Origin of the sequence: Salinimonas iocasae (genome assembly GCF_006228385.1) — a bacterium.
Taxonomy (GTDB): domain Bacteria; phylum Pseudomonadota; class Gammaproteobacteria; order Enterobacterales; family Alteromonadaceae; genus Alteromonas; species Alteromonas iocasae.
In genome coordinates this window covers 3,366,649-3,391,041 of sequence record NZ_CP039852.1, presented here as the reverse complement: position 1 = coordinate 3,391,041, position 24,393 = coordinate 3,366,649, and the positions used below count along the sequence as shown (strand labels likewise).

Here is a 24,393-nt window from a genome sequence, read left to right as displayed (position 1 = left end):
ATGACCGATAGCATATGGGTAGCGTTTGCTCTGCTACTCATATTTGAAGGTGTGGGGCCGCTTTTGTTTCCAAACCGCTGGCAGCGCCTGATGCAAAAGCTTAGTCAGTCACCCGTCGGCGAATTGCGGCAATCTGGTGCATTGTTGGTTATTGCCGGTTTAGCAGCTCTATTTTTCCTGATAGGGTGATACATCAGGTTTTGTGAATGATTAATAGCATTGTAATTGCTCAAAGCTATTGCACGGCAACACATAACAGTTTGTGCATAAATTGCGCATAAAAACAGATGATCACAGTGGTTGATCTCTGGTAGAATCCCCGCCTAATTTTTTTACGCATTCGATTCATGGCTAAGAACGTAGTGGTACTTGGCACCCAGTGGGGTGACGAGGGTAAAGGTAAAGTAGTAGATCTTCTAACTGACCGTGCAAAATATGTGGTTCGTTATCAGGGCGGACATAATGCGGGTCACACGCTGGTAATCAACGGTGAGAAGACCGTTCTTCACTTAATTCCGTCAGGTATTCTTCGCGACAATGTCACCTGCATAATCGGCAACGGTGTGGTGTTAAGCCCTGAAGCACTGATGACCGAAATTAAAATGCTGGAAGACCGTGGCGTTCCGGTGCGCGATCGTTTGAAAATCAGCGAAGCCTGCCCGCTTATTCTGCCTTATCACATTGCCCTTGATGTGGCGCGCGAAAAAGCCCGTGGTGCACGTGCTATCGGCACGACAGGTCGTGGTATTGGTCCGGCGTACGAAGATAAAGTATCACGACGTGGTCTGCGCGTAGGTGACTTATTCAATGGTGAAGATTTCAAATCCAAGCTAAAAGAAGTGCTGGATGTGCACAACTTTACGCTGACGCAGTATTACAAAGAAGAAGCCGTAGACTTCGATAAAGTGTACGAAGAAGCGATGGCTGTTGCTGATATCCTGAAATCTATGGTGGTGGATGTCACCGATACGCTGGATAAAGCGCACCATGCCGGTGTACCTATCATGTTTGAAGGTGCGCAGGGTACATTGCTTGATATCGATCACGGTACCTACCCTTATGTAACCTCATCGAATACCACAGTGGGTGGCGTAGCAACCGGCGCAGGCTTCGGTCCGTTGAACCTGGACTATGTACTGGGTATTGTTAAAGCCTATACAACCCGCGTTGGTTCAGGTCCGTTCCCGACAGAACTGGATTGCGATGTTGGTCAGCATCTGGGTGAGAAAGGCCATGAGTTTGGTGCTACCACCGGGCGTAAACGTCGTACTGGCTGGTTTGATGCGGTAGCCATGAAACGTGCTGTTCAAATTAACTCTATTACCGGTTTGTGTCTGACTAAACTGGATGTACTAGATGGTCTTGAGTCTCTGCAAATTTGTGTTGGTTATAAAGACGAGCAGGGCAATGTCAAAGACGTGCCACCTATGGCGGCAGATGACTATGAGCAAATTACGCCGGTTTACGAAGAGATGCCGGGCTGGTCTGAAAATACATTTGGTGTACAGTCTTACGATGCACTGCCTCAGGCGGCGAAAGATTACATCACCCGTCTTGAGCAGATCACCGGCGTGCCGGTAGATATTGTTTCTACCGGCCCGGATCGCAACGAAACGATCGTTTTGCGTCATCCTTACGACGCGTGATCACACTTTATCCATAAAGTTATCCACAGCCTGTGCAAGCAGGCTGTGCTTTAAAATCCCTCCCAATTCGCTTCAGCTTTTAAGTCCACGATGCTCTGGTATACTGCATAAATCTCAATCAGCAGTGATACGTGAATGTCCGACTCTTCTAATTCATCCGGTGAGTATCTTCAGGAAAACGCCGCGCAAAGCGTAGCCGTATACGAACAGCTTAAAACCAGTTTCGATACCGGAAAAACCTTTGACCTGAGCTGGCGAAAAAGTCAGCTGGATGCACTTAAACGATTACTTGAAAATGAGTCCGACGCTTTACAGGACGCGCTATACAAGGATTTAGGTAAGTGTAAGACAGAAAGCTGGGTATCAGAAATCGGCTTTTTATTAAATGATATTGAGCATACAGTAAAGCATTTGAAACGATGGGCTAAGCCTAGAAAAGTTTCGACACCAATGGCCGCCCAACCGGGCAAGAGCTACATTATTGCAGAGCCTTTAGGTGCGGTTCTGGTGATTGGCGCATGGAATTACCCCCTGCAACTGGTACTGGCTCCCTGTATTGCAGCTATTGCCGCAGGTAACTGTGTATTGCTTAAACCATCGGAGCTGGCACCGGCGACCTCAGCCCTTATCCAAAAACTTATCCCCAGGTATCTTGACAATAGCGCGATCGCTGTGATCGAGGGCGGTAAGGCGATCACCACTGATCTGCTGGCGCTTCCCTGGGATCATATCTTTTACACCGGCGGGGAAACCGTCGGTAAAATAGTGATGCAGGCAGCATCGCAACATCTTAGTTCAGTCACTCTGGAGCTTGGCGGCAAAAGTCCTTGTCTGGTCGAACGATCAGCAGATATAGCTGTAACCGCGCGCCGGATTGTTTGGGGAAAGTGGATGAACTGCGGGCAAACCTGTGTTGCACCGGATTATGTCGTGGTAGAAGCGTGTGTGAAAGATGCGCTAATCAAAGCCATCAAGGCTGAGATCCGCGAGCAATATGGTAAGTCGCCAGCAAACAGTGAAGACTACGGTAAGATAATCAATGCGCGCCATCTACAGCGACTGGAAAGCTATCTGGAAGGGATGAATGTGATTAGCGGGGGACAGGTCGACCATGAAAACTGTACCATGGCGCCCACACTTATTGAGAACCCGCCTATCGATGCATTGGTTATGCGTGAAGAAATTTTCGGGCCCATCCTGCCTATTATTGCCACCACACAGTTATCTGACATGCTTCCTGTCATCAAAGCACAACCCAAACCACTGGCTTTGTATCTTTTTACTTCCAGCAAAACCGTTGAGCAGCGTATCGTCCGGCAGGTCAGTGCAGGTAGCGTATGTGTTAATGATACGATTATGTTTATGACAAACCCTGAACTACCCTTTGGTGGTGTGGGTACCAGTGGAATGGGACGCTATCATGGCAAAGCTGGCTTTGATGAGCTAAGCCACTTAAAAGCGGTGATGTCACGTAAATTCTGGATGGATGTAAAAGTAAGATATGCGCCATTTTCCAGCTTGAAACTGGCCGCGTTAAAAAAGTTGTTATAGGAGAAGATAATGCCACAACCGTTTCATCTGGCAATTCCGGTGGACGACCTGAACAAAGCCCGCACATTTTATGGCCATACTCTAGGATGTGAGCAGGGGCGTAGTGACACACAATGGATAGACTGGAACTTCTTCGGACACCAGTTGGTTACACATGAAGTTGAATCTATGCCTGGTCTGGCAGGCGAGAATGCTGTTGATGATCACGCTGTGCCCGTGCCCCACTTTGGTGTGGTGCTGACCATGCCGCAATGGCAGTCACTGGCAAGCCGCCTGGAAGCCGCGCAAATAGACTTTATTATCTCGCCCTATGTTCGCTTTAAGGGCCAGCCGGGTGAACAAGCCACTATGTTCTTTAAAGACCCGGCAGGCAATGCGCTGGAGTTTAAGGCGTTCGCCTCTCCCGACCAGCTTTTTGCTACCTGATCTCAGCCGATCATCATGACACTGGCAAGAAAGTAAGCTATCAGTGTCATGCCTCCGGCAAGCAGCGCATAAGGTAACTGAGTCCTGACATGGGTCAGTAAATCGCAGCCTGCTGCAATAGAAGATACCGCGGAGGTGTCTGAGATCGGTGAACAGTGGTCGCCGAAAATACCACCACCCAGAATCGCCGCTATTACCAGCGATGGGGGCAAACCCAGAGTCTGGATAAGTGGTACACCGATAGGAATCAAAATAGCAAACGTGCCCCAGGAAGTGCCTGTGGTGAAACTCATGATAGCGCCAGCCAGGAACAACATCGGGACGATGAGCACCAGTGGTAGGTACTCACCGACTATGCCCGACACGAAGACGCCGGTGCCCAGCACTTTGAGGCTGCTTCCCAGTGTCAGCGATAACAGAACAATCGTAACCAGCGGTAGCAGCTCACCCATTCCTTTAAAGCCGACCTTCACCGCCTCATGATGGGTAAACCGTTTGTGACCCAATAGCAACAAGTATGCGACGGCTGTAGCCAGCACGGTGGCATACAATACCGATTTACTGCCACTACCCTCTGCCAGCACACCATCGCCGGTCCAGAACATGAAACCCACCATGCTGAATACCATTACCGCCAGAGGAATGGTCATAAACCGTGCTTTGGTAGCGGGCTCGCTTTCCAGCTGCGTTTCCTGCAAATGCTGCTTTTGTTCTTCGGCTGCCATTGGTCCATGGACCTTATCGGTCACAATGGTATAAATCACGATAAGCAGGGTAAACAGGGCGTAGAAGTTAAGTGGCACGGTACCCCACAGCACGCTGACGGCAGAAACGGGCAACTCGTAGGTTTCCAGCATCCCCAGTACAAAGGCTCCCCAGCCATTCAACAGAATCAATATACATACCGGCGCACTGGTACTGTCGATAATGTAAGCCAGACGGGCACGACTTATTTTAAATTTATCGAACAGGCCGCGGGCGAAAATACCTGATGTCAGCACACTCAGATTCGACTCTATGAATACAGCAATACCTGTGGCCATCGTAAGTCCGCCGACCTGACGCCGACTTTTGGCAACGCCTTTGCCGGTTAGCCAGTTCACCATGGCAGCCACGCCTCCTGAGTCCCTGATATATGCCAGTAATGCCCCGACCAACACTGAAAACAGCAATATCCGTGTATTGCCAGGACTGGCTGCAACCTCTATAACTCGTTCTACCGACGTGATGGGCGACAACAGCACACTTTCGCCCGCCGATTGCAGCAGAATGAGTGCCTCCGCCGTCAGCACAGCCAGAAGCAGTGCCATAATGACTTCTTTTTTCCAGAAAACGACCACAATGGCCACAAGGGGGGGGACAATAGACAGCCAGTCCATGTAATTAATCCTGTATTCTTATGATTCTCTGTTGCGCCGGTCTAAGATGAAAGCCTCTGGGTATAGTCCGTCTTCAGCCCGCGTTCTTATATGCTTAATCCCATGATACCTGCTGAACGCATTTGATGCGATGCCTTAACCGGCAACCATTTAATTTAAACAGGGGGTGAAGTACTATTCGAAACATTGCCGCCATTCAACAGGTTCTTATGTATAACGCTGCACTGATTTGCATTTTTTTTCTCTTCTTCGTTTTTTCCAGCCAGGCAACTGCGGCAGACCGTGATGACCCATCGACGATGCTGGGACAAAAGCTAATGCTGGATTTTCGCTACTTCTGCGAAGATAACACGCCATCTGCATCGTGCCGTACACCCATGACCACATTGCCATCAGCACTGAAGTCGCTGCTGACCGAGGGGCGCATTGGCGGGGTCATTTTATTTTCAGAAAACATCCAAAGCACAGAGCAACTGGTTGCACTGAATTATCAGTTGCAAAGCCTGATGGCTGAACACGATTTGCCACCATTGTTTATTGCCATCGACCAGGAAGGCGGCCGGGTTGCCCGCATCCCCGATAGCATTGCGACGCGCTTTGTCGGAAATATGGCCATTGGGGCAAGCGGCGATGACGACGCGCAATATGCACAGGCGGTGGCGGAAAAATTAGCCTCATCAATGAAACTATTAGGCTTTAACGTCAATTTCGCGCCGTCTGTTGATGTAAACGTGAATCCGCAGAACCCTGTCATTAATGTGCGCAGTTACGGTGAATCAGCTGAGCAGGTAGCCCGCCTCGGGCAAGTTACGGTCAGCGCGTTTGAGCAGCACAACATCCTCAGTGCTATCAAACACTTCCCCGGGCACGGGGATACACATGTAGACAGTCATACCGGCCTGCCTGAAGTTACGCACAGCCGTCAGCGTGTCAATGCTGTCGATCTCTTACCGTTTAAAACCATCATAGAAAACCAGCCACCGGCAATGGTGATGACAGCGCATATTCAGTATCCGCAACTGGACGGCAGTAAGGTGAAAACCCGCAATGGACAAATGCGGGTGGTACCAGCGACGTTATCAAAGCCCATTCTTACCGGCGTACTACGTGACGAATTAGGGTTTGATGGTCTGATTGTTACCGATGCCATGGATATGGCAGGAATCGCCCATTACTTTTCACCCCGGGATGCACTGATTAAAACGTTCAATGCGGGGGCGGATATCGCACTGATGCCTTTTGCGATACGCAATGACAAAGATATAGAAGCGTTTCACGGACTACGCCGTTATCTGCTAAAACAGCTTGAAGCGGGTCAGCTGGATAAAGAACAACTTACTGCGTCAGCGCAGCGGGTTGCCGCGACCAAGTCACGATTTAATGTAGGGCAATTCACTCGGCAACCGCTTAAAAACAGGTTGCAGGCAGCCGTTCAACAGCTACCGGATAACGACGCGGCGCGCACTGAACAACGCCTTGCCGATGCGGCGCTTACACTTATCGGCGGGAAACAGGCTTTACCACTGAATCAGAAGGGTCGCTGGCGAATCGTTATGCCCGATGCAGCGCGTTGTAACGCTATCGTCAACGCGATAAAAATGCTGGAAAGCCAGATCACTGTAGCATGTCGACCACTCGTTAAACTGCCTGATAAGTCGCCATGGCAGCAATGGAATAGCGATGATGTGCTTATAGTCGGCGACATCACCCCTGCCCACACGGTGGCTGAAATGGGAGGGTTAGATCCGCAGGCACTGATAAAACAACGTAGCCGACTGACAGAGCGTCACGCATTTTTTCAAAAGCTGATGGAAAAGTCCGGTAAAGCAGGAGCAACGAATGTATTTGTCAGTATGCGGGCGCCCTATAACGCCGCCGACTTTTCATCTGTCAGTGATGTGCAGTTGGCAACATTTGGCTACAACGTTGAGGTCACAAACTCCGGCGAAGCCAGAGGCGCCGTTTTCACTACACTGGCCAAAACGCTGCTCGGGCTTCAGACGCCGACAGGCCGCTCGCCGGTAACGCTGACATCGACGCCGGTTAATCAGGCTCAAGCTCAATGAAGGTACCGTCGATGACCGCCAGTCCCGGTGCCTGATGCTTTGTTAACAGGATAGCCGGGCGTGCCCCTAAAGCCGGGCCGTGAATGTCGTTAGCAGCCGAGGTACTGACCACAACCGGTAATGAGGTTTCAATAGTAAGTTTGTGTTCACTATCAATAAACCTGTTGAAACCTTGTAGTAAAAGCGTGCGATAGTGCGATTGCGTTAGAGTAAGAGGTGCTGTCACCTGGTATGGTTTGTCGGGCAACAGTCGCCAGTTGTCGCAGGCCTTTTCAGTAAACCCGGCATGGGACGCCAAGTCACCAATATCGGTAACCCGTGCACCATCCTGCAATACATTGATGCTAATGTCGGCAAAGTACGGCTGCTCCGGCTGACCCATCTGCACATGTCTTAACAACAGGTCGCACATGCCGTCTTCTACGTTTTCCGGAATAGCGTAATAATCTTTCTCAGAAGCCAGGCTTTCATCCAGAACGAAGGCGAGCACGGCATAATGAAGCGCCATAACATTCATTTTTCTGGCAGTATGCCGGCACGGGTCGTCAGGATGCGCGCCGCTTTCTATCAAAATCGTACTGCACATACCTGCGATGGTGTCGCCAAAACATCGTGCCGAATATCCATCAACATAGCGGGCAATGGCTACGTCAAAGTAGTCGCCAAGCATGTGATGCATACTGGCTATTAGTTGCTTGGCGCGCTGACGGTTATGATCATCAGTGTGCTGTGCATCAAAAGGCGGGGCAAAAAAAGCCATCGTAGACGGTCGTTTGTGCTTATCTTTAACCCCTGCCAGATAATAAGGGTTCTGGTCATGCAGGTTAAACGCAATGTGTGGAGAGAAGCGTTTCACCTGCTGCATCAAAAGCACGCCTTCAGGGCTTTGTAACACGCGGGCATCACGGTTAATATCAATAGACTGTGCATTACGACGTGTTTTTCTCTGCGCGCCGTCAGGGTTAAGCATGACAATAAAGCACAGTCTGCACTGTGAAAAAAACGCAGTCGGTGCAACCAGCGCGGGCGCGCTAACCAATATCTTAAACCAATCTAAAATGGCGGCGGTAGCCGTTGGTTCGTCACCATGCATTTGCGTCCAGCCCATCACTCGCTTGTCCCCATGACCTATGCGTATTTGATGAATTGGCTTGCCGTTATAAGAATGCCCTACCAGAGAAACATCAATAGCCGTGTAAGTGGATAAGGTACGCAAGATTGGCTGGATATCAGCCAGTGTCAGATGCGGCTGGTGTAATGAGCGCCAGTGCAGCGCATCAAACTGTTTATAAACCACATCCATATATGCTTTCATCGTCCACATTCCTTAGTAGGTAAAGACTCACTTACCTCGTTCATCAGGTAAGCAATGTGCTGATACGGAATACCGCCGGACTGCGACAAACCAATTTCACAGGTTCGGCTGTTGCTGATACCCCTGTTACATTCAGCTGGAAGCTGTTCGCGAAGGGGAGACAGTGCAGCCTGATTTAACTCCGGTGTGGTGAAACCCTTATCGCCGGCAAACCCGCAACAGGTAATATGGCTGGGAACAAAAATGTTGGTACATAATTTTTCAGCTAGTGAACGAAGCCCATTAGCTCCATCGAGGTGCTGACTGCTGCACGTGAGATGTAACGCAATGGGTTCCGTGACCGGCGTAATATGCAGTCGGGCAGCTACAATCTCATTCAGAAATTGCGCCAGCTCTGTCACTTTTATTCCCTGCGCTGATAAGCTGCTCAGCGCACAGGCACTGTTGTCGGTAATAATGGGATAGCGGCCATTTTCACTGGCTTTTTGAAGCGCCGCAGCAAAGGCCTCCCGGTACTGTTGCGCAGCCTGCATATTGCCGTGGCTTTCAAAGGGCTGACCACAGCATAAAGACGTCAGTGCATCGGGATATCGCACCTCGATGCTGGCTTTATTAAGAAGCTCAACAACCGTTTTTGTCAGACTCTGTTGTTTGTCTTCGCTGCCGAAAACACGGTTGGGGCACGCAGGGATAAACACAACTTTGTCTGTAAAGCGCTGACCGGCGAAGTACTCGGTGGTTGCGGCCGCTGGCGTGGTTTGGGCGAAAACAGGAATACGTTGGCTCAGGCGGTGAGCCGAGCGGGTAGCGGCTTGCAGCGTCTTTTTCGAGGTGACAGCAGCAACGCCCGTTGCAAGATTGAGTGTGCCGCGAGCCAGCGAGTGCGACAGTTTCAAATGCTCAGCCATAAAATGAAGGCTGTCGGGTGACTCGGCATGCCTGCGCTTTTTTATCCAGGTGCCCGTGTTAATACCTACCGGACAGGCTGTGGCACACAGACCCGTAGCCGCACAGGTTTTATCTCCGGCGTAGACAAAATCCTTTCTTATTTCAGCCTGTTCTGCGGCCGGCAACTGCGTTGCCCGTCGCATCAGCGCGATACGTTGTCGCGGTGATAATGTGAGTGATGCAGACGGACACTGCGGTTCACAAAATCCACATTCTATACAGCTGTCTATTTCTTCGTCGACCGACGGTAACTGCTTAAGGTTTTTCAGGTGCGCATCCGGATCATCGTTGATAATGACACCGGGGTTAAGAATGGCCGCCGGGTCCAGAATATGTTTAAGGCGTTTCATTACATCCAGCGCACGTCCACCCCACTGCTGCCGAATAAATGGTGCCATATTGCGACCGGTACCATGCTCCGCTTTTAATGTGCCATGAAGCTTGTCAGTGACTAGCTTACTGACATCCTCCATAAAATCACGATAACGGTTTTTTTCTTTAGTGCTGTCAAACCGCTGTGTAAAAACAAAATGCACATTGCCATCCAGCGCATGCCCGAAAATGATGGCCTCGTCGTAGCGGTATTTTTCAAACAATTGTTGCAACAACTGAATGCCGTCAGCCAGCTTATGTTGATCAAAAGCCACATCTTCTATGATAACCGTCGTACCGCTTTCTCTGACTGCCCCGACGGCAGGGAATAAGCCTTTGCGGATATTCCATAGTGTGGTGATTGCAGATATATCGCGGGTAAAAGGTTGCAGGGCGTGAATTGTTTTTTCAGTTTCAAAAAAGGATGTGACCGATTCCTGTGCGCTATCCAGCGTCTGCTGATTATCAGCGGTTAGCTCGATAAGCAGCGCGACATTGTCTGAGGATACCGGCCGGGTGGAGAAGGGGGCCAGTAAATCGGCTACTGAGCGCAGCGCCCGGGCGTCCATTAACTCAACCGCATCGGCCCCTGCGTCTGACAGTGCTTCAATGGCATCGCAGGCTTGCCTGGCTGTGTCAAACAGGTACAGGCCCGTCGCTTTAAAAGCAGGCAGTTTTATAGTGCGGTAAGTGATATCACCGATAAACCCCAGAGTCCCCTCAGAGCCAATCATCAAATGGGTAATAATATCTACCGGTTCCTCGAAATCGAGTAAGGCATTCAGGCCATATCCCAGCGTGTTTTTAAACCGATACTGGTGCCGTATGCGCTCCGTTAATACCTCGTCAGCACACACATCAGCCCGTAGCCGCCTGATGGCGCTTACCAGCCCGTCATGCTTTCGATAAAACTGTTTCACTGACCGGGCATCTGCCGTGTCGACCCGGGTGCCGTCAGACAGCACGAACGTCATGTGTTCCATCGTGTGGTAACTGTTGTGTTTAACGCCACAACACATGCCTGATGCATTGTTCGCAGCGATGCCGCCGATTTTACAGGTTGCGATGGAGGCTGGGTCCGGCCCTATCTTACGTTTATAGGGCGCCAGTATCTGGTTTGCAAAAGCGCCAATAACACCGGGCTGAAGCCGGATGCGCGCGCCTTCGTCCAGTACGTCAGTCTGTCTCCACTGCTCAGATAACAGAATTAACACAGAATCGCTGATTGCCTGTCCTGACAAACTGGTACCGGCGGCGCGAAAAGTCACCGGCACCAGCCAGCGACAGGCGAGTTTTAGCACGCGCTGAACCTGCGTTGTGTCGTCGAGTTTCAGCACTAGCCGGGGCGTGAGGTGGTAAAAGCTGGCATCCGTACTGTAAGCGGTGCGACGACTTAAATCGCGAATAAGCTGCTCAGGCTTTAAAACACCTTCTAATTGGGTGACAAAAGCCTGCCAGTGGTTTTTAACTGAATAGAGCGCGTTCTCAGGCACCGGTAACGAATCCAGACATTACAGTAATAAACTCATTTAATGGGATAAACGCACGGGTATCAACCCGTTTGTTTTATCAGTAAAGCAGATAGGGCGCCCGGCGTTTTTTAAACGCATCAAGCTCAGGCTGCCACTGCTTTCTTATGGTGGCTGCATCCTGCCCGGCAACCATCGCTTTCCTGAGTTCGTCCGTCCCGGCCAGCTTATCGAAAAAATCGGGATGGCTGAAAAATGTCTCGCCGGCGTTTACGAACTGCTGGTAGGTGTTTATCAGCAAGCTGATATCGAAACCCTTCATGGCACTTTGACGAAGATCCCTCGCCATCAGCTCAGTACCTTCCAGTTTAGGTGACGGTGCAGCATCCACTGCTTCAGGGGTGATGGTTAAATCGCCCAGTCGAACATTGTTATGGCCGATGATCTGAAACGGATAAGGTGTACCGCGCCCGACACTGACAGTGGTTCCCTCAAACAAACATAATGACGGGTAAAGACGCACGGCAGTCGCATTAGGCAGGTTAGGGCTGGGGGGAACCGGTAAGGTAATCGCCATGTTACGTGAATAGTTTTCTACCGCTACCGTATGCAAGGTTAGTCTTTCAGCCTGATTTATCCATCCTTCGCCTTTGATCATGAGGGCCAGTTCGGCGACAGTCATGCCGTGTAACAATGGCAGCGGATCGACACCCACAAATGAGGTAAAGCCAGGCTGTCTTACCGGGCCGTCAACGAAAGCCCCGTTAGGGTTGGGTCTGTCCAATACCACTACGGTCACATCGTTCTCGGCAGCGGCTTCCATGACATAGTGCAGCGTGCTGATATAGGTGTAAAAACGGGTGCCGACATCCTGTATATCGAACAGCAATACATCAACATCACTGAGCATATCAGGAGATGGCTTTTTATTCTTACCGTAGAGGGAGACGACGGGCAGACCGGTTTTTGTATCAATGTTGTCGATAACCGTCTCACCGGCAGCTTGTTTACCGCGAAAGCCGTGCTCCGGTGCCATGATCTTTATCAGATTGATATCTTCACTGAGCAGGAAATCTACCAGATGCCCGTCCAGGGCCTGACTGGTCTGGTTAACAACTGCAGCAACCCGCTTTTCCTTCAACAATGGCAGGTACTTAGCCGGTTGCTCGGCAGCGACCTGCAATGCGTAAGCGGGAAGCGCGATAACTGACAGTAGTAAGAGTAGTGCGTATAACACTTTCATATTTACTCCTTTGTTGCCTGGCGTAAAAAACCGTTGCTGTTTTGAAGCATCTCACTGGCTATTGTTGCATCAACGTTACACAGAACCATAACAATGGCCACTTTGGTCTTCTGCCCGGCCTCACTTAAAGCCTGCTTTGCTATCGATATCTCGCAGCCGGTGGCCTGTATAACAATACGGATAGCCCGCGCCCGCAGCTTTTCGTTAGACGCATTCACATCAACCATCAGATTTTGATAAGTTTTGCCCAGCCTGATCATGGACGCGGTAGACAACATATTTAAAATCAGCTTTTGTGCAGTACCTGACTTCATTCGGGTCGAACCGGTAAGCGCTTCCGGGCCCACCACCGGGCATAAGGCGATATCTGATAACGTCAATACTGGTGATTCAGGTGTACAGGCGATACCGATCGTTGTACAGCCATGATCGCTGGCCCGGCGAAGCGCACCACACACATAGGGTGTCCGGCCGCTGGCCGACAGGCCAACAACTACATCATTGCGGGTGATGGTGTGGGCATCTAAATCTTTTTGACCCTGAACTTCGTCATCTTCTGCACCTTCCACCGCATGCATGATGGCGCGCTCGCCGCCAGCGATAATGCCGTTTACCAGGGTGTCATCGACAGAGAAGGTCGGTCTGCACTCTACCGCATCCAGAATACCTAACCGGCCACTGGTTCCCGCGCCGATATAAAAAAGCCTGCCTTTGCGGCTGAGACCGTCCACAATACGATCCACCGCCTCCGCAATTTCAGGTAATATCTTTTCAATCGCCGGGGCTACATGATGATCCTCACGGTTTATCATACGGACGATATCCAGCGATGTACCTTCATCAATATGCATGGTTGCGGGGTTTCTGCCTTCGGAAATGAGCGTATCAAGTTGCGCCAGCAGCGTTTCCTGGGAGCCTGCCATAAAGTACCTGTAGTAAAACTGATGATAGCGGGCAGTATCGACCTGATGAAAACGGCTTGCAAGCCGGCAGCGCTACAATTTTGCCAGCGACCGTTAAAAATGTACGTGGTAGCGAGGCTGGCTTCCAATGCCGGGGTATTTTCATGCTAGTATGCTGGCCATCCGGTTTAGCAATCAGTAACAATACGTTGAGCAGACAAACTCAGGCAATCATTCACGCAGATGCCATTATTCACAACTTTGACTACCTGTGCAGTCTGGCACCGCAAAGCCAGACAATGGTGGTCATCAAGGCCGATGCTTACGGGCATGGCGCGATCAATGTTGCGCGCATTTTAAGAAACAAAGCGCCCGCCTTCGCTGTCGCTATTACCGAGGAAGCTATTAAGCTTCGTGAAGCCGGTATTGATGCGCCTATCGTGGTTCTGGAAGGCCCGCATCAGGAAAAAGAATGTTTGCAGGCTCGCGACGAAAATCTGACCATTGTTGTTCATGACACCACCCAGCTGGAATGGGTAAAAAGACAGACGCCGACACAGCCGCCTGGGATCTGGCTTAAAGTAGATACCGGTATGCACCGGCTGGGAATGACACCTGAAGATGCGCAGCGCGCGCTGACAGACTACAGCCAGATTATTGGTGATGACTGTGTACTGGTTACCCACATGGCCAGTGCGGATGATACCGATAATTCGGCCACTGCTAATCAGTTGGACAAATTTGCCAGACTGGTGAAGCAAACCGGCCTGGCCGTCAGTATCGCTAATTCGCCCGCCACGCTTGGCTGGCCTGCCTCCCATGGCAACTGGAACCGGGTTGGGTTAGGTGTATTTGGCAGTAACCCTATGCACGATGCCTCCTATCTATCCCGTGTTCAGCCTGCAATGACACTGCGTGCTTCTGTTATTGCACTACGGCACATTAAAGCCGGAGAATACGTAGGCTATGGACAGGCCTGGCAGGCGCAGAAGGACAGTATTATTGCCACTATCGGAATTGGTTACGCGGATGGTTATCCAAGGCACTGCTCCAACGGTACGCCGGTACTGGTAAATGGTCAGCGTGCACCGCTGGCAGGGCGCGTTTCAATGGACATGCTGACCGTGGATGTTACTGAGGTTGGTCAGGTGCAAATTGGTGATTTTGTTGAGCTTTGGGGCGAAAAGCTGCGTATTGATGAAGTAGCCGCATGTGCCGGCACAATATCTTATGAGCTCATGACTCGCGTGTCACCACGCGTACCACGAGTTGTTCGCTACCGATAAGCAATACCTGTCGGTAACTTCATCATCAACAATTAAGCAGAGTATGGATCCCGGTAGTGTAGTTGTAATGGGCTTTGTGGCCAGCTTATGTGCCAGTGCAGGTACCGCACTGGGCTCATTGGGCGTTTTTACTATAAGACGTCTGTCGCGCCGTATGGAAGACGGCCTTTTAAGTCTGGCAGCAGGCATTATGTTAGCCGCCACTTTCTTTTCGCTTCTGTTACCAGCGCTTGAATACGGCTCTGAACATTATGATAGCAGCCTGGCCGGGCCCTTATCCGTGGCCGGGGGAACCTTTCTTGGTGCGGCAGTGCTGTTCCTTATCCACCAATACGTACCCCACGAACATTTTTCGCGGGGCCGTGAAGGTAGCGATGCCTACAAGCTAAGCCGCATCTGGCTGTTTGTTACCGCTATTACCTTACATAACTTTCCTGAAGGGCTTGCCGTAGGTGTTGGCTTTGCGGGCGGTGAGGTCAAAAACGGGGTCACGCTGGCTATCGGCATTGGGCTGCAGAATATTCCTGAAGGACTGGCGGTGGCCGTGGCATTGCTGTCAGTAGGGTATACACCACTTCGCTCTGCGCTTATCGGTATTGCGTCGGGCCTGGTAGAGCCGGTAGGAGGCTTACTGGGAGCTATGGCGGTGGCTACACTGGAATCGCTGATGCCCTGGGCGCTGGCTTTTGCCGCTGGTGCCATGTTGTTTGTTATCAGCGATGAAATTATTCCGGAAACCCATAATAACGGTAATCAGAATCTGGCAACGTTCACACTACTGGGCGGCTTTATACTGATGATGCTACTGGATACGTCGCTGTAACTTTAGCCTAAAGAATAAAGGCAGCATCGCGGGGTTAGAGATATAGTAAAGATGTTGCGCAACCTTCGGATGCCTTTTTGTTGTACGGACGCAGTCATAACAATCAAAGAAGGCTTCAGCGATTTTTTGATCGTGACTAGCCCAATCCGAAAAAAGCAGCGAAGTAATCCTCATGTTCCTTGCCCGGCTTCTGCCGGGTTTTTTTCTTTATAACTGCGCAATAAAAAAGGCCGCTTTCGCGACCTTTTTTATTGAATATTACCTGATTAACTTCCCTGGGGCTGTGCGCCATGTTCCACGCTAATCTGACGCGCCTGAGGTGCGGCTTCGTAACGCTCCGGGCGATGGTTTAGCGAAAGCACCATGTTCAGACAAAAAGCGGCCAGCACTGATACCACCACCAGTGGCCATTCTATAAATACCAGCGCGCTCAACAGAATTACTGTGTCTACACTTAACTGAAACGTACCGGCGCGAATGCCATATTTTCCTTGCAGAAAGAACGCCAGAATACCCACTCCGCCCAAACTAGAGGTGTGGCGAAACATAATCAGCATACCCACGCCAATCAGCATTCCACCAAAAATAGCGGCAAACAGGGGATTAGCATTTGAGATGTCTACAAATTTAGGAATTTGTTCAGACAATACCGATACCGTAGTAACCGAAATAAAGGTGTTGATCGTGAAGCGTTTGCCTATTTGTGTCCATGCCAGCGCATAGAAAGGCAAATTGATAAGAAAAAATATCAGGCCAAAGTCCATTGGCAACGCATGCGTGCCGAGTAATGCCAGCCCTGCTGCGCCTCCGACCATTAAGTCCTGAGACTGAAATAAGTAAACGCCGAACGCGACAAATAGTCCTGCGCAGACCAGCGCAAAAAGGTCTTCAACAAAACCGTGTTGTGTTTTCTGCATGTGACTAATTTTCCTGTAAAGCGATAATTGCTATGCGGTGTGAAAATCGATGAGGATTATACGCGCACATCAGGTAATCACGATGTTCAGAGGCGATGTCCATATTGGTGCAATTGAGAGCGGTGGTAGGGAAGCTTTACGAGTTTTATCATTCCCGTTAATGCACTGTTTTATCTTTGTAAAAACAGTAAGAGGAATAAATTTTTAGGGGAGAAACGGGCTATCTACAAACTCGGCCTGAGGAAAGAGTACTTTGGCGTAATTTGCATTAATAGGCAAGTAGCGATCAGAAAGCCAAATATTGACGCAGTCATCAGCGTCAGTAAACAGCGTCAGACATTCTGAAGATACCTGTATGCGACGTATGTGTTGTTTAGCAACAAGGGTGGTGAAGCCTGAAAATAATCGGGACAGGCTGTTGTGACGAACGCCAACTAAACCGTCCAAATCGGTAAGCACATACCCTGGCTGATTCAAACGGTTTGAACTCATTGCCCACAGGTTGGCGATAAGATAAACACTAAAAACGATACCGCTAATACAAAGATAGATAGACATAGGCTTGTCCTCTTCTTTTATCAGGAAAACCTGCGCCTTTGTAAATCTACAACTGCGCCAGCACTACGTATAACACACGCGTTTACAAATTATATACAAATTAAGGGTGTCTTCCTAGAATTGTTTCATCTAACTGTCGTAAAAACGTCATAAACTGGTTATGTACAGCCCTTGCTACATCTGGCGTATGGCGTTGTTAGATTAAAATATGAACATCGTGTAATGCCCGGTGACTGGCGATTCAACAACGATAATTAACGTTACGAAGCCTTTCTTATCTCAGGTGCAGCGGTATGGCCGGCCGCGAGTATATGCATTGCCGTATCTGGCAAGCGAAGCCGTATAAATGCTTTAACGGCAGGAAAGTAAATGGGGCTGAATGTTATTACCGGAATTTTGCCGCCGATGGTATTTTGCGGTAACTGTAAAGTGACATAATTATTCTGATGCGCCAGTATTGCTACCGGCACAGAGGACACCGGTAATGCATTGCGCCCAACATAAAGAAATCCATCGGCAACGCGAAGCGACTTCCAGGGGCTGATCTCCTCACTGGAAAAAGGTAATGAAGCAGGTTTGCTTCCAACCAAAAGTACAATCTCGCTGACCAGCAATATCGGAAATAAAAGCCACAGGAAGGGCCACGACAACAAGTAGCCTAGCGATACAGCACATGATGAAAGAAAAAGGGCCTGAATAACACGCGGACGAGCCAGTGTTTTCAGTATTAACAGGCTAACCTGATGAATGTGCAACATAACGCTTTCCCCGTGGTGAAGCGGTACGATTGAAGCACCGCGCTACCTATTTATAAAATAGCGCAGCAACAGGCGTTCTGACACTGAACTTTAGTGTAAAAATATAAGATGATTGCTAAATAGCGCGGACAAGTAACGATATAAGCGCCTGCTGGCTGCGCGCGAAAGGCTTCTGCGAAGATAAAACACTCTAATCAACAATACTTACCGCTTTCGGGTTATGTCATGCTCTGCTCAGGCAATCAAACGAAATTCTGTTACGTTGCACCCGCATTTTTAAGCTTTTTCCTTTCTGCATCACTTAGCACAACCGGATCGACAACCGGTTTGCCGTCATCATCAAAAAATGGTGATTGCTTATACGCACCAGACATACGGGCTTTTGCTACGATGCGCAGAAAGCGCCACATGGTGCCGGGTAAACCGTGTGCTGATGGTTTGGGATGGCCAATTGCAGACTGGGTATGGACTACCGCAATTTTTCCCGGAAAGTCATTTGGAATAGATGCCTGATTAAGAATGTTGTCGACAAGACCCACAAAGGGAAGCTGATTTGTCGGCAGCGTATTACCGATAGGCGTATTGCAACAACTGGCGTACCAGCGAATCAGCCCGCGATCTGACAAACGAACCGCAGCGATATGGGACTGACCTTTAGTAATAACCACTCGCGAGGCGGCCAGCTGCACAATATGGGTGCCGCCCTGCACATTTAATACGGTGTCCTGAGCATTCAGGTATCGGGCGAACGCCTGACAATCTTTGCAGTAGCATAAAACTCTGCTGGCGGTTGCGCCGGGAAGTACATGGCCCTGGACGGTGTTACATTCGCATGAAAGTGGATGTTCCATCAAAGGCTCCTTAGGAGGGATGATTGATTTGTGTTATGGAGTGTTAGGCTCCCATAGTTCAATAGGGTTCCCTTCAGGATCGCATAACCTTGCAAACCGCCCGTTAGGGTAAATGGTTGAATCGACTGAAACAGGAATCCCTGCGCCTTCAAGCTGCGCTACCATTGCGTCCAGATTGTTAACGCGAAAGTTAATCATCCAGCTTTTACTGTCGTCGCCAAAATAATCTGAGTTGTTTTTGAATGGCGCAAATACAGTCGTTCCTGCTTGCTGCTGCCAGCCCGCTTTGTCATAGCTATCTGGTACAGGGCTAATACCAAGATTTTTCTCATACCACCCTGCGAGTTTTTCAGGGGACTTAGAGCGAAAAAAGAGCCCGCCGATTCCCGTTACAGCTTCCATTTACAGTGATTCCTGAAAGTTAGCCCGATAAGGGGCACTGATTTAACCTTAGTCTACCAACACCGGCTTTACCAGTACCCACGGTAATAAATACATTATAAAACGGGCAGTTAGCTGTAATAGGGTTGATTGGCGCTAAGTCGGGCCACGCCTTTAACAATGCGGTAGATAGACCAAATCCAGATGGCGAAAAGTGTAATATAGCCAATCAGGATCACCGCCAGTGGTATGCTAATGATTGATACCACCAGTCCTATCCAGAATGTTTTGATGATATTAGCGTAATGATCTTCAAATGGCGTGCCGCGGGCATCTGATTTTTTCACCATTGCCCAAATAGCCCCGACCAGCCAGAAGATGCCGGTTATTAATCCCAATACCATAAATACGTATGCCACGATGGCGTGAGTTTTGGCTTCCTGTTGCGCCTCTGTCAACGCAGAATCACGAATCGGTGTACCGTGCGGCTGAGTTGATGAGGGGGTACTGTCTTGGTGAATGTCGGTCATTCCATTGCTCCTGTTAATTAGATTCAGCGGTCTTTTGCCACTGTCCTTTTTAACATAAGACACTTTTGAGCTGATGAGTAGTGTTTTTTAAGTTATTGAAAGAAAGCTATAAAACTTTAGAAAGAAGTCGCGTAAGAAAAAGTATACTGCTGGTTATCCACCTGACCTCAACCTGTTTGCGGCGCGCAGGTAACAGCTCATCACTACAACATACTGCGCCACAGTATAATTTTGCAGACCAGGAGAAAAATGACTTTATACGAAGCCGGTAGGCTGTCGACTGGATATAAAAGGTATGGTTTATAAAGGGTGATAGCCATGTCAGTCGCGAAAGCACTTTGCGCTGGTCGATAAAAACCCGCACTCGGCCGGTCAGGCGATGATAGCTGATGGTAACATCCATATCCTCAATATTATGACTTTGTTGGAGTACAGCGAATCTGTTGTGTCGTTTCCCTGACATTATATAACCTGTTTATCCTTAACCCTGTCGAATGCATTCCTGAAAGCTTTTTGCGGATACGTCTGCTGACGTATTTGCATAGTACAGTGATTGTCTGGCGAGCGCCCGGCAATATTTTTCAAACCCAAAGCTGCTGTAGTTTGCAGACTGAATATTCATGAACCCCTCACCCATAGCAGTGCGTTTAACCGTTACAAAATTATGCCGTGACACTTTCTCAACAATCTGCCCCACTGAGTAACTTGAATCATAATCGGGCAGTACCAGCGTCATAGGGAACCGCGGTGAAACCTGGGCAAAATGTCTGATCTGGGCACCATAAAATGCAATGCCAGCCCGCGCCCTGGAAAGGGCCGGGTGCGCCGAGGCTCGCCACAATGCAGCAGCGCCAATGCCAAAACCAATATAATATTGCGGCTGGTCGTTGTATTTAACGGAATTACATAAAGCATGGGTATAGCTTTGTAAGCCACCCTGTCTGCAAAAGCTGTTGTAAGCTTCAGCTTCATCTCTGAACCGGTTGAAGGTTCCTTCGTAGGGATCGACGACTTTCACCTCGCCGGATAAGCGCGCAATAATACGGTTAAGCGCAGGCGTTTTGCCGAAGATATCTGTGACAATGACGTTGAGCATGCTATTCACCTGAGTTGGTAGCGCCGGAACCTATGTCCGGAATATTCCGAAAAGCGGCAAATGTAAATATTATGTTGCTTTTACGAGTAGCCGTCGTATTTGGAGCATCTGTAACAGGGCAAAAACAACAAAATCACACAGTCAGAAACCCCAGAAGTCTTTATAAAGGCAGTCAAAAAAATAAACCTACAGCGAACCCAACCCATTATAAGATCGTTGGCAACAGTGGGGCAGACATTAGCCAGAGCTGTTGATTTGGGTAAATTCGCCATCTGAGCAAAATGAACACTGAGCCGTCAGTAAATTACAATAAGGCAGCAGTGGCAAAGTCAGGCCAGTGCCGGTATACATAAAACGTCTGCGATGACCATAACGTATTAAAGACATTATAGGCGCCATAAACTGTAAGCACATGTGACGATAAGGGGATTGCGCTGTAACGGCTGATTACGTATTTGTTACTGACTGCACCGGTATTCTGCCTGCCTCATACAGCGCTGGTGTGCTTCAGCCACAGAGCTTCCGCCCATACAAAAATCCAGCCGCAGGGTTTTATCTTCTGCTGTTGCAGTCTTATTGCTTTTTGTGACCCACTCCCAGTGACGAATCAGCTTTAATGCCTCACGACCCATGTCAACATCAGGAACAGATTCAACCACGGAAATATCTGAAGCTTCCCCTTCTTCAGAGACTACAAACCGTATGACTGCGCAACCGCGCTTTCCTTCACGCGCCAGTGCAACGGGATATTTGGGGGTGTTATCAGAAGCGCGCTGCCAAACGGCTGATGCATTATCGATTGGTGTCACCAGGACATCAGCGTACTGGGTAGCGGCGATAACGGGAAAAAGGGTAAACAGCGTTAACATCGCTGCAGATTTGCGTAGCATCATGACTCTCCTTGTTTGCCTTGTTGCTATTCCTTTTAACAAAAACAACTATCTCATACGCAATGGTTAAATTTCAAACAGGTTTTCATTTGTTCTTCGGCAAATGCTTGCCGTCATTTTCTTCAATCACATTAACGGCGAGCTGATCCCGTGTCGACTTTTCTGCCCATCTTTCAAGTGTCGTTTTCCTGCTCCGGAAGAACTGTGCCAGCGTATGCAGTTCAAACAGTTTAACCCCTGCAACAACCAACTTTAAAAAGGCCTCTGCTATAAATTCCATTGCTATTTCCTGACTTTTCAGATTAGTTTACTTTTATATTACCTTTACTGGTTTGCGTAACCAGTGTGTATGGCAGAATCAGTGTGTCCGCGGCGGCTGAGACAACAGAGTCTACCAGTAAGTAGGTAAAATGCGTTTTTTGAAAGTTGGTCGTGTAGCCGTTGGGCTTACCATATAACACACAAAAATTATGCGACACGCCGCTGTACACCCGGGGAATATCTTTGCAATAGCTGTCGTAACCAAAATACGAGATGTTGACCTGGTTTCCCGGAGGATCGATGGTGCGCATGGTGGCACAGGAGCAGCAAAGTATGGTGCTGATAAGAATAACAATGGTTTTCATGTTTTGTCCTTAAAGTATGACTGGCTTATTCCGTTGATTTCTCTTGCTTGTCGGGGCAGTGGTTCAGAAGTGCCTGGTTAATCTTGTCGCGTTGCCACGAAGAAAAAGTGTAGTAACTAAATCGTAGGTGTTTATTGTCTTTACCGTTAATAAAAAATTGGCCAAAGACGCCTTTTTTTACATTCCAGCTTGTTATCTCATGCCACAATACTTTTACCTCCCGACCCCAGTAAACATAACCGATGCCACTTTCATCAAGCGTTACACCACGTTCAGTAAGTTTTGACCTACCGGAGTTAAATATTGCCAGCCACAGGAATATCACACTAAATATGGCGAACCACTTTAGCGCACTGAAAAGCATCTCATCAAAAAACTCACTGAGCGGATGAGTAATGAGCGTCACTACCGCAAAGCCCGCCATCAATATGCAATAAAAAATAAGCAGACTAAACAAATGCTGGGTTCTGGACTGCATTAATAACATCAAATCTCCTTTTCAATGAGACGCTTGTTTTAGCCTTGCCAGGTATGAAACTGATTTTCTACTGCTTTCGCCATTGCGAATCCTGCCGCGATTAACGCCAGATTACACAGCGCGCGGGTGCTCCAGCGGTGATGTTTTAGCGAAACGCCTGTATGAACAGTGATCACGACCATTAATCCCATTAACAGAAACCAGGGTGTAAAAAAGAATATAACTTTTGCTTTTACCGCACTGACAGCAAGATCATGTAAAGCGCCGCTGACCGCAAAAGTCACCAGAGTAGCGAACCCGGGGACAGTGACTTTACCTACAGGGCGGGCAATATACCGGCTCAAATAATACCCCCATACCGGATTCCAGTATTGCCAGAAGCCCGAAAATGTCGGCGCGCCCAGTGAGCGGCGCAGCATATTGCTCATCGAGCCGCTTGCACCAAGTGCGACACCGGTACGTTTTTTAACATACTGGCGTAATGTAATGTGGCGAAGGCGCTGCGCACTGCTCATTAGTTCATTATCCACAAGCAGGTAATACGACATCCTGCAGCGTTATTTTGCATAAAACTGCTCCAACATCTCTTTGTAGTCGATAAGCGGGGGTAAGCCCATCTCTGCCCGGCGTTTATCTACATCATCGGCATCTGCAATGGGGAAAAATGTGACCGTGTTCGATGTAATATCAGCCTGTGTACCATAGTTTTGAGGCTGCCCGGTTTTGACCAGAACTCTGTCAGTCAGAAGTGCTACCTCCTGGCCTGTGATACCCTGGTTGTTCTGATATGCATGAAAAATATGCGGGAGCATGGCTTTTTGAAAGGCGATGTCAGGCGAATGCTGCACCAACAAAAAAGCCGCCTGAACGCCATTTTCACCTACAAGGGAAAGTGACGGCCAGCCGTGATCGCTGATAATCGCTTTAAGTTGTCTGGTGTGTTTCGCGTCAGTGTCCGTTATGCGATCAACCTGAGCTTGCGACAAATTTACGCCGCTTTGTTTTATTACTTCACGCACAGCCTGGTCCTGAGCCTTCATCTCAAGCAGCACTGAAACAAGTTCAGTGTTTTCCCTGGCAAATGCTGATGCACATAACCAAAATATACTCAGGGTTAGGAGCAAATATCGGGCAATAGGTATGAAGATTGAAGGACTTTGCACTGGCCGATTCCTGATGCTACTGCGTTTCGGTCAGGCGGATATTGGAAAAAAAGCGCTCGCCCAGCGCTATTGTCTGTTCGGGCATTTCAGGGGAAGCCGAGCGCATTGAGATTTCCATTAAAATGGCACTGGCGTTATCCAGTTTTGATCGGCAGATATAACCGCGATTAGTAAAGTATGCTGAGCCAGCAGGCAATTTGTCAGTGTTCTGCTGATATTCAGCCACACCCTCATACTTCAGGCACGACTGCTCCTGAAAGGTCGTGTTCTGGTAACTGACATCAAGCTGGTTAAAGCGCTTTTCGTCACCAACCTGCTTTCTGCCTTCGATGAGCGTTTCAAAAAACACATCGTCACTGACTGTTTCGCCTATCCAGAAATAATAGGTATTCAATACAACAGATTCTTGTTCAGGATAGGGGCGGGCGAGCGCAATACTCTCTTCAGTATGTTCCAGCAATAACCAGCCGCTATCAGAGGGGGCTGACACTACCGCGCCTTTTTGCGCAAACTGTTCACCAGGCTGGACCTTTGGCGGGCCAGATGCACATCCGGTGAGTACTATTGCACAAATGAGAAAAGAGACATACCGCATCATCACATCCTTATGAAGTTTATGGCTAACCGCTCGGTACCAGTAGTTGTAGCATTGGATACCTGACGGTGGAAAGTTAAATATCCCATTATGTTGCGACATTAACGTGACATGAGGTTTCTGA

The 24,393-nt window shown here is 49.1% G+C and carries 26 protein-coding genes; 7 read left to right on the top strand and 19 right to left on the bottom strand.

The features are described 5' to 3' along the window. The 4 genes from FBQ74_RS15165 to FBQ74_RS19000 all read left to right on the top strand — a co-directional run bounded on the left by FBQ74_RS15165 (position 1) and on the right by FBQ74_RS19000 (position 3,623). A complete protein-coding gene (locus tag FBQ74_RS15165; RefSeq protein WP_139757459.1) occupies positions 1-189 on the top strand; it encodes a DUF2065 domain-containing protein in 189 nt (62 codons plus the stop codon). Between the two features lie 158 nt (positions 190-347). Further along, positions 348-1,646 (top strand): adenylosuccinate synthase, encoded by a 1,299-nt coding sequence (locus tag FBQ74_RS15160; protein WP_139757458.1) that lies wholly within the window; start codon positions 348-350, stop codon positions 1,644-1,646. Between the two features lie 135 nt (positions 1,647-1,781). Then, positions 1,782-3,197, top strand: coding sequence for an aldehyde dehydrogenase family protein (locus FBQ74_RS15155; RefSeq protein ID WP_139757457.1), 1,416 nt, complete (start codon positions 1,782-1,784; stop codon positions 3,195-3,197). A 9-nt stretch (positions 3,198-3,206) separates the two neighbouring features. Next, positions 3,207-3,623 (top strand): VOC family protein, encoded by a 417-nt coding sequence (locus FBQ74_RS19000; RefSeq protein WP_205912263.1) that lies wholly within the window; start codon positions 3,207-3,209, stop codon positions 3,621-3,623. Between the two features lie 2 nt (positions 3,624-3,625). On the opposite strand, the gene FBQ74_RS15145 is transcribed toward FBQ74_RS19000, so the two are convergent. Next, the gene (locus tag FBQ74_RS15145) at positions 3,626-5,002 is read right to left on the bottom strand and encodes a Na+/H+ antiporter NhaC family protein (RefSeq protein ID WP_139757456.1); all 1,377 of its coding nucleotides are present in this window, start codon (positions 5,000-5,002) and stop codon (positions 3,626-3,628) included. A 209-nt stretch (positions 5,003-5,211) separates the two neighbouring features. Between FBQ74_RS15145 and FBQ74_RS15140 the strand changes: the two genes are divergently transcribed. After that, positions 5,212-7,068 carry a glycoside hydrolase family 3 N-terminal domain-containing protein gene (locus FBQ74_RS15140; protein ID WP_139757455.1) on the top strand — a complete coding sequence of 619 codons (1,857 nt, stop codon included), beginning with the start codon at positions 5,212-5,214 and terminating at the stop codon, positions 7,066-7,068. Here FBQ74_RS15140 and FBQ74_RS15135 read toward each other — a convergent pair. The 4 genes from FBQ74_RS15135 to murQ form a co-directional block, all read right to left on the bottom strand. Then, positions 7,046-8,383, bottom strand: a complete 1,338-nt coding sequence (locus FBQ74_RS15135; RefSeq protein WP_168190684.1) for a M14 family zinc carboxypeptidase — start codon at positions 8,381-8,383, stop codon at positions 7,046-7,048. The genes FBQ74_RS15140 and FBQ74_RS15135 overlap by 23 nt on opposite strands. Then, positions 8,380-11,196, bottom strand: a complete 2,817-nt coding sequence (locus FBQ74_RS15130) for an FAD-binding and (Fe-S)-binding domain-containing protein (protein ID WP_139757453.1) — start codon at positions 11,194-11,196, stop codon at positions 8,380-8,382. Before FBQ74_RS15130 ends, FBQ74_RS15135 begins: the two co-directional genes overlap by 4 nt. A 76-nt stretch (positions 11,197-11,272) precedes the next feature. Next, the gene (locus tag FBQ74_RS15125) at positions 11,273-12,415 is read right to left on the bottom strand and encodes an exo-beta-N-acetylmuramidase NamZ family protein (RefSeq protein ID WP_139757452.1); all 1,143 of its coding nucleotides are present in this window, start codon (positions 12,413-12,415) and stop codon (positions 11,273-11,275) included. A 2-nt stretch (positions 12,416-12,417) separates the two neighbouring features. Then, on the bottom strand, positions 12,418-13,338 hold the full coding sequence (gene murQ / locus FBQ74_RS15120) for an N-acetylmuramic acid 6-phosphate etherase (RefSeq protein ID WP_139757451.1): 921 nt from the start codon (positions 13,336-13,338) through the stop codon (positions 12,418-12,420). Between the two features lie 143 nt (positions 13,339-13,481). Between murQ and alr the strand changes: the two genes are divergently transcribed. Together alr and FBQ74_RS15110 are read left to right on the top strand one after the other, a co-directional pair. Further along, positions 13,482-14,603 (top strand): alanine racemase, encoded by a 1,122-nt coding sequence (alr, locus tag FBQ74_RS15115; RefSeq protein WP_232371935.1) that lies wholly within the window; start codon positions 13,482-13,484, stop codon positions 14,601-14,603. 43 nt (positions 14,604-14,646) lie between these two features. Beyond that, complete coding sequence (locus FBQ74_RS15110) at positions 14,647-15,426, top strand: ZIP family metal transporter (RefSeq protein WP_139757450.1); 780 nt, start codon at positions 14,647-14,649, stop codon at positions 15,424-15,426. 266 nt (positions 15,427-15,692) lie between these two features. Here FBQ74_RS15110 and FBQ74_RS15105 read toward each other — a convergent pair whose 3' ends face one another. The 14 genes from FBQ74_RS15105 to FBQ74_RS15040 form a co-directional block, all read right to left on the bottom strand. After that, complete coding sequence (locus tag FBQ74_RS15105) at positions 15,693-16,343, bottom strand: YitT family protein (protein WP_139757449.1); 651 nt, start codon at positions 16,341-16,343, stop codon at positions 15,693-15,695. A 204-nt stretch (positions 16,344-16,547) separates the two neighbouring features. Continuing rightward, positions 16,548-16,901, bottom strand: coding sequence for a hypothetical protein (locus FBQ74_RS15100; protein WP_139757448.1), 354 nt, complete (start codon positions 16,899-16,901; stop codon positions 16,548-16,550). A 260-nt stretch (positions 16,902-17,161) separates the two neighbouring features. Next, entirely contained in the window at positions 17,162-17,659 is a 498-nt protein-coding gene (locus FBQ74_RS15095) for a hypothetical protein (protein WP_139757447.1), read from the bottom strand. A gap of 257 nt (positions 17,660-17,916) precedes the next feature. Beyond that, positions 17,917-18,510 carry a DUF6151 family protein gene (locus FBQ74_RS15090; protein ID WP_139757446.1) on the bottom strand — a complete coding sequence of 198 codons (594 nt, stop codon included), beginning with the start codon at positions 18,508-18,510 and terminating at the stop codon, positions 17,917-17,919. Positions 18,511-18,543: 33 nt separating this feature from the next. Continuing rightward, complete coding sequence (locus FBQ74_RS15085) at positions 18,544-18,912, bottom strand: VOC family protein (protein ID WP_139757445.1); 369 nt, start codon at positions 18,910-18,912, stop codon at positions 18,544-18,546. A gap of 110 nt (positions 18,913-19,022) precedes the next feature. Beyond that, positions 19,023-19,421, bottom strand: a complete 399-nt coding sequence (locus FBQ74_RS15080; protein WP_139757444.1) for a DUF4870 family protein — start codon at positions 19,419-19,421, stop codon at positions 19,023-19,025. A gap of 481 nt (positions 19,422-19,902) precedes the next feature. Next, on the bottom strand, positions 19,903-20,517 hold the full coding sequence (locus FBQ74_RS15075; RefSeq protein WP_139757443.1) for a hypothetical protein: 615 nt from the start codon (positions 20,515-20,517) through the stop codon (positions 19,903-19,905). A 458-nt stretch (positions 20,518-20,975) separates the two neighbouring features. Further along, positions 20,976-21,410, bottom strand: a complete 435-nt coding sequence (locus tag FBQ74_RS15070; RefSeq protein WP_139757442.1) for an energy transducer TonB — start codon at positions 21,408-21,410, stop codon at positions 20,976-20,978. Between the two features lie 82 nt (positions 21,411-21,492). Beyond that, on the bottom strand, positions 21,493-21,687 hold the full coding sequence (locus FBQ74_RS15065; protein ID WP_139757441.1) for a hypothetical protein: 195 nt from the start codon (positions 21,685-21,687) through the stop codon (positions 21,493-21,495). Between the two features lie 22 nt (positions 21,688-21,709). Further along, positions 21,710-22,033, bottom strand: a complete 324-nt coding sequence (locus FBQ74_RS15060; protein ID WP_139757440.1) for a YceK/YidQ family lipoprotein — start codon at positions 22,031-22,033, stop codon at positions 21,710-21,712. A 25-nt stretch (positions 22,034-22,058) separates the two neighbouring features. Then, positions 22,059-22,520, bottom strand: coding sequence for a hypothetical protein (locus FBQ74_RS15055; protein WP_139757439.1), 462 nt, complete (start codon positions 22,518-22,520; stop codon positions 22,059-22,061). A 29-nt stretch (positions 22,521-22,549) separates the two neighbouring features. Further along, entirely contained in the window at positions 22,550-23,026 is a 477-nt protein-coding gene (locus tag FBQ74_RS15050) for an MBOAT family O-acyltransferase (protein WP_139757438.1), read from the bottom strand. Positions 23,027-23,068: 42 nt separating this feature from the next. After that, positions 23,069-23,674: a DUF6624 domain-containing protein gene (locus tag FBQ74_RS15045; RefSeq protein ID WP_232371934.1), complete on the bottom strand. Its 606-nt coding sequence runs from the start codon at positions 23,672-23,674 to the stop codon at positions 23,069-23,071. Positions 23,675-23,690: 16 nt separating this feature from the next. Then, positions 23,691-24,371 carry a hypothetical protein gene (locus FBQ74_RS15040; RefSeq protein WP_139757437.1) on the bottom strand — a complete coding sequence of 227 codons (681 nt, stop codon included), beginning with the start codon at positions 24,369-24,371 and terminating at the stop codon, positions 23,691-23,693. Positions 24,372-24,393 lie beyond the last annotated feature (22 nt).

Coding starts and splice junctions, on each gene's coding strand:
- FBQ74_RS15060 (WP_139757440.1), bottom strand. CDS start 22,033: ATGAAAACCATTGTTATTCTTATCAGCACCATACTTTGCTGCTCCTGT.
- alr (WP_232371935.1), top strand. CDS start 13,482: ATGCTAGTATGCTGGCCATCCGGTTTAGCAATCAGTAACAATACGTTG.
- FBQ74_RS15140 (WP_139757455.1), top strand. CDS start 5,212: ATGTATAACGCTGCACTGATTTGCATTTTTTTTCTCTTCTTCGTTTTT.
- FBQ74_RS15105 (WP_139757449.1), bottom strand. CDS start 16,343: ATGCAGAAAACACAACACGGTTTTGTTGAAGACCTTTTTGCGCTGGTC.
- FBQ74_RS15165 (WP_139757459.1), top strand. CDS start 1: ATGACCGATAGCATATGGGTAGCGTTTGCTCTGCTACTCATATTTGAA.
- FBQ74_RS15075 (WP_139757443.1), bottom strand. CDS start 20,517: ATGCTCAACGTCATTGTCACAGATATCTTCGGCAAAACGCCTGCGCTT.
- FBQ74_RS15145 (WP_139757456.1), bottom strand. CDS start 5,002: ATGGACTGGCTGTCTATTGTCCCCCCCCTTGTGGCCATTGTGGTCGTT.
- FBQ74_RS15080 (WP_139757444.1), bottom strand. CDS start 19,421: ATGACCGACATTCACCAAGACAGTACCCCCTCATCAACTCAGCCGCAC.
- FBQ74_RS15095 (WP_139757447.1), bottom strand. CDS start 17,659: ATGTTGCACATTCATCAGGTTAGCCTGTTAATACTGAAAACACTGGCT.
- FBQ74_RS15110 (WP_139757450.1), top strand. CDS start 14,647: ATGGATCCCGGTAGTGTAGTTGTAATGGGCTTTGTGGCCAGCTTATGT.
- FBQ74_RS15155 (WP_139757457.1), top strand. CDS start 1,782: ATGTCCGACTCTTCTAATTCATCCGGTGAGTATCTTCAGGAAAACGCC.
- FBQ74_RS15125 (WP_139757452.1), bottom strand. CDS start 12,415: ATGAAAGTGTTATACGCACTACTCTTACTACTGTCAGTTATCGCGCTT.
- FBQ74_RS15085 (WP_139757445.1), bottom strand. CDS start 18,912: ATGGAAGCTGTAACGGGAATCGGCGGGCTCTTTTTTCGCTCTAAGTCC.
- FBQ74_RS15055 (WP_139757439.1), bottom strand. CDS start 22,520: ATGTTATTAATGCAGTCCAGAACCCAGCATTTGTTTAGTCTGCTTATT.
- FBQ74_RS15160 (WP_139757458.1), top strand. CDS start 348: ATGGCTAAGAACGTAGTGGTACTTGGCACCCAGTGGGGTGACGAGGGT.
- FBQ74_RS15050 (WP_139757438.1), bottom strand. CDS start 23,026: ATGAGCAGTGCGCAGCGCCTTCGCCACATTACATTACGCCAGTATGTT.
- FBQ74_RS15100 (WP_139757448.1), bottom strand. CDS start 16,901: ATGTCTATCTATCTTTGTATTAGCGGTATCGTTTTTAGTGTTTATCTT.
- FBQ74_RS15040 (WP_139757437.1), bottom strand. CDS start 24,371: ATGTCGCAACATAATGGGATATTTAACTTTCCACCGTCAGGTATCCAA.
- FBQ74_RS15135 (WP_168190684.1), bottom strand. CDS start 8,383: ATGAAAGCATATATGGATGTGGTTTATAAACAGTTTGATGCGCTGCAC.
- murQ (WP_139757451.1), bottom strand. CDS start 13,338: ATGGCAGGCTCCCAGGAAACGCTGCTGGCGCAACTTGATACGCTCATT.
- FBQ74_RS15065 (WP_139757441.1), bottom strand. CDS start 21,687: ATGGAATTTATAGCAGAGGCCTTTTTAAAGTTGGTTGTTGCAGGGGTT.
- FBQ74_RS15070 (WP_139757442.1), bottom strand. CDS start 21,410: ATGATGCTACGCAAATCTGCAGCGATGTTAACGCTGTTTACCCTTTTT.
- FBQ74_RS15090 (WP_139757446.1), bottom strand. CDS start 18,510: ATGGAACATCCACTTTCATGCGAATGTAACACCGTCCAGGGCCATGTA.
- FBQ74_RS19000 (WP_205912263.1), top strand. CDS start 3,207: ATGCCACAACCGTTTCATCTGGCAATTCCGGTGGACGACCTGAACAAA.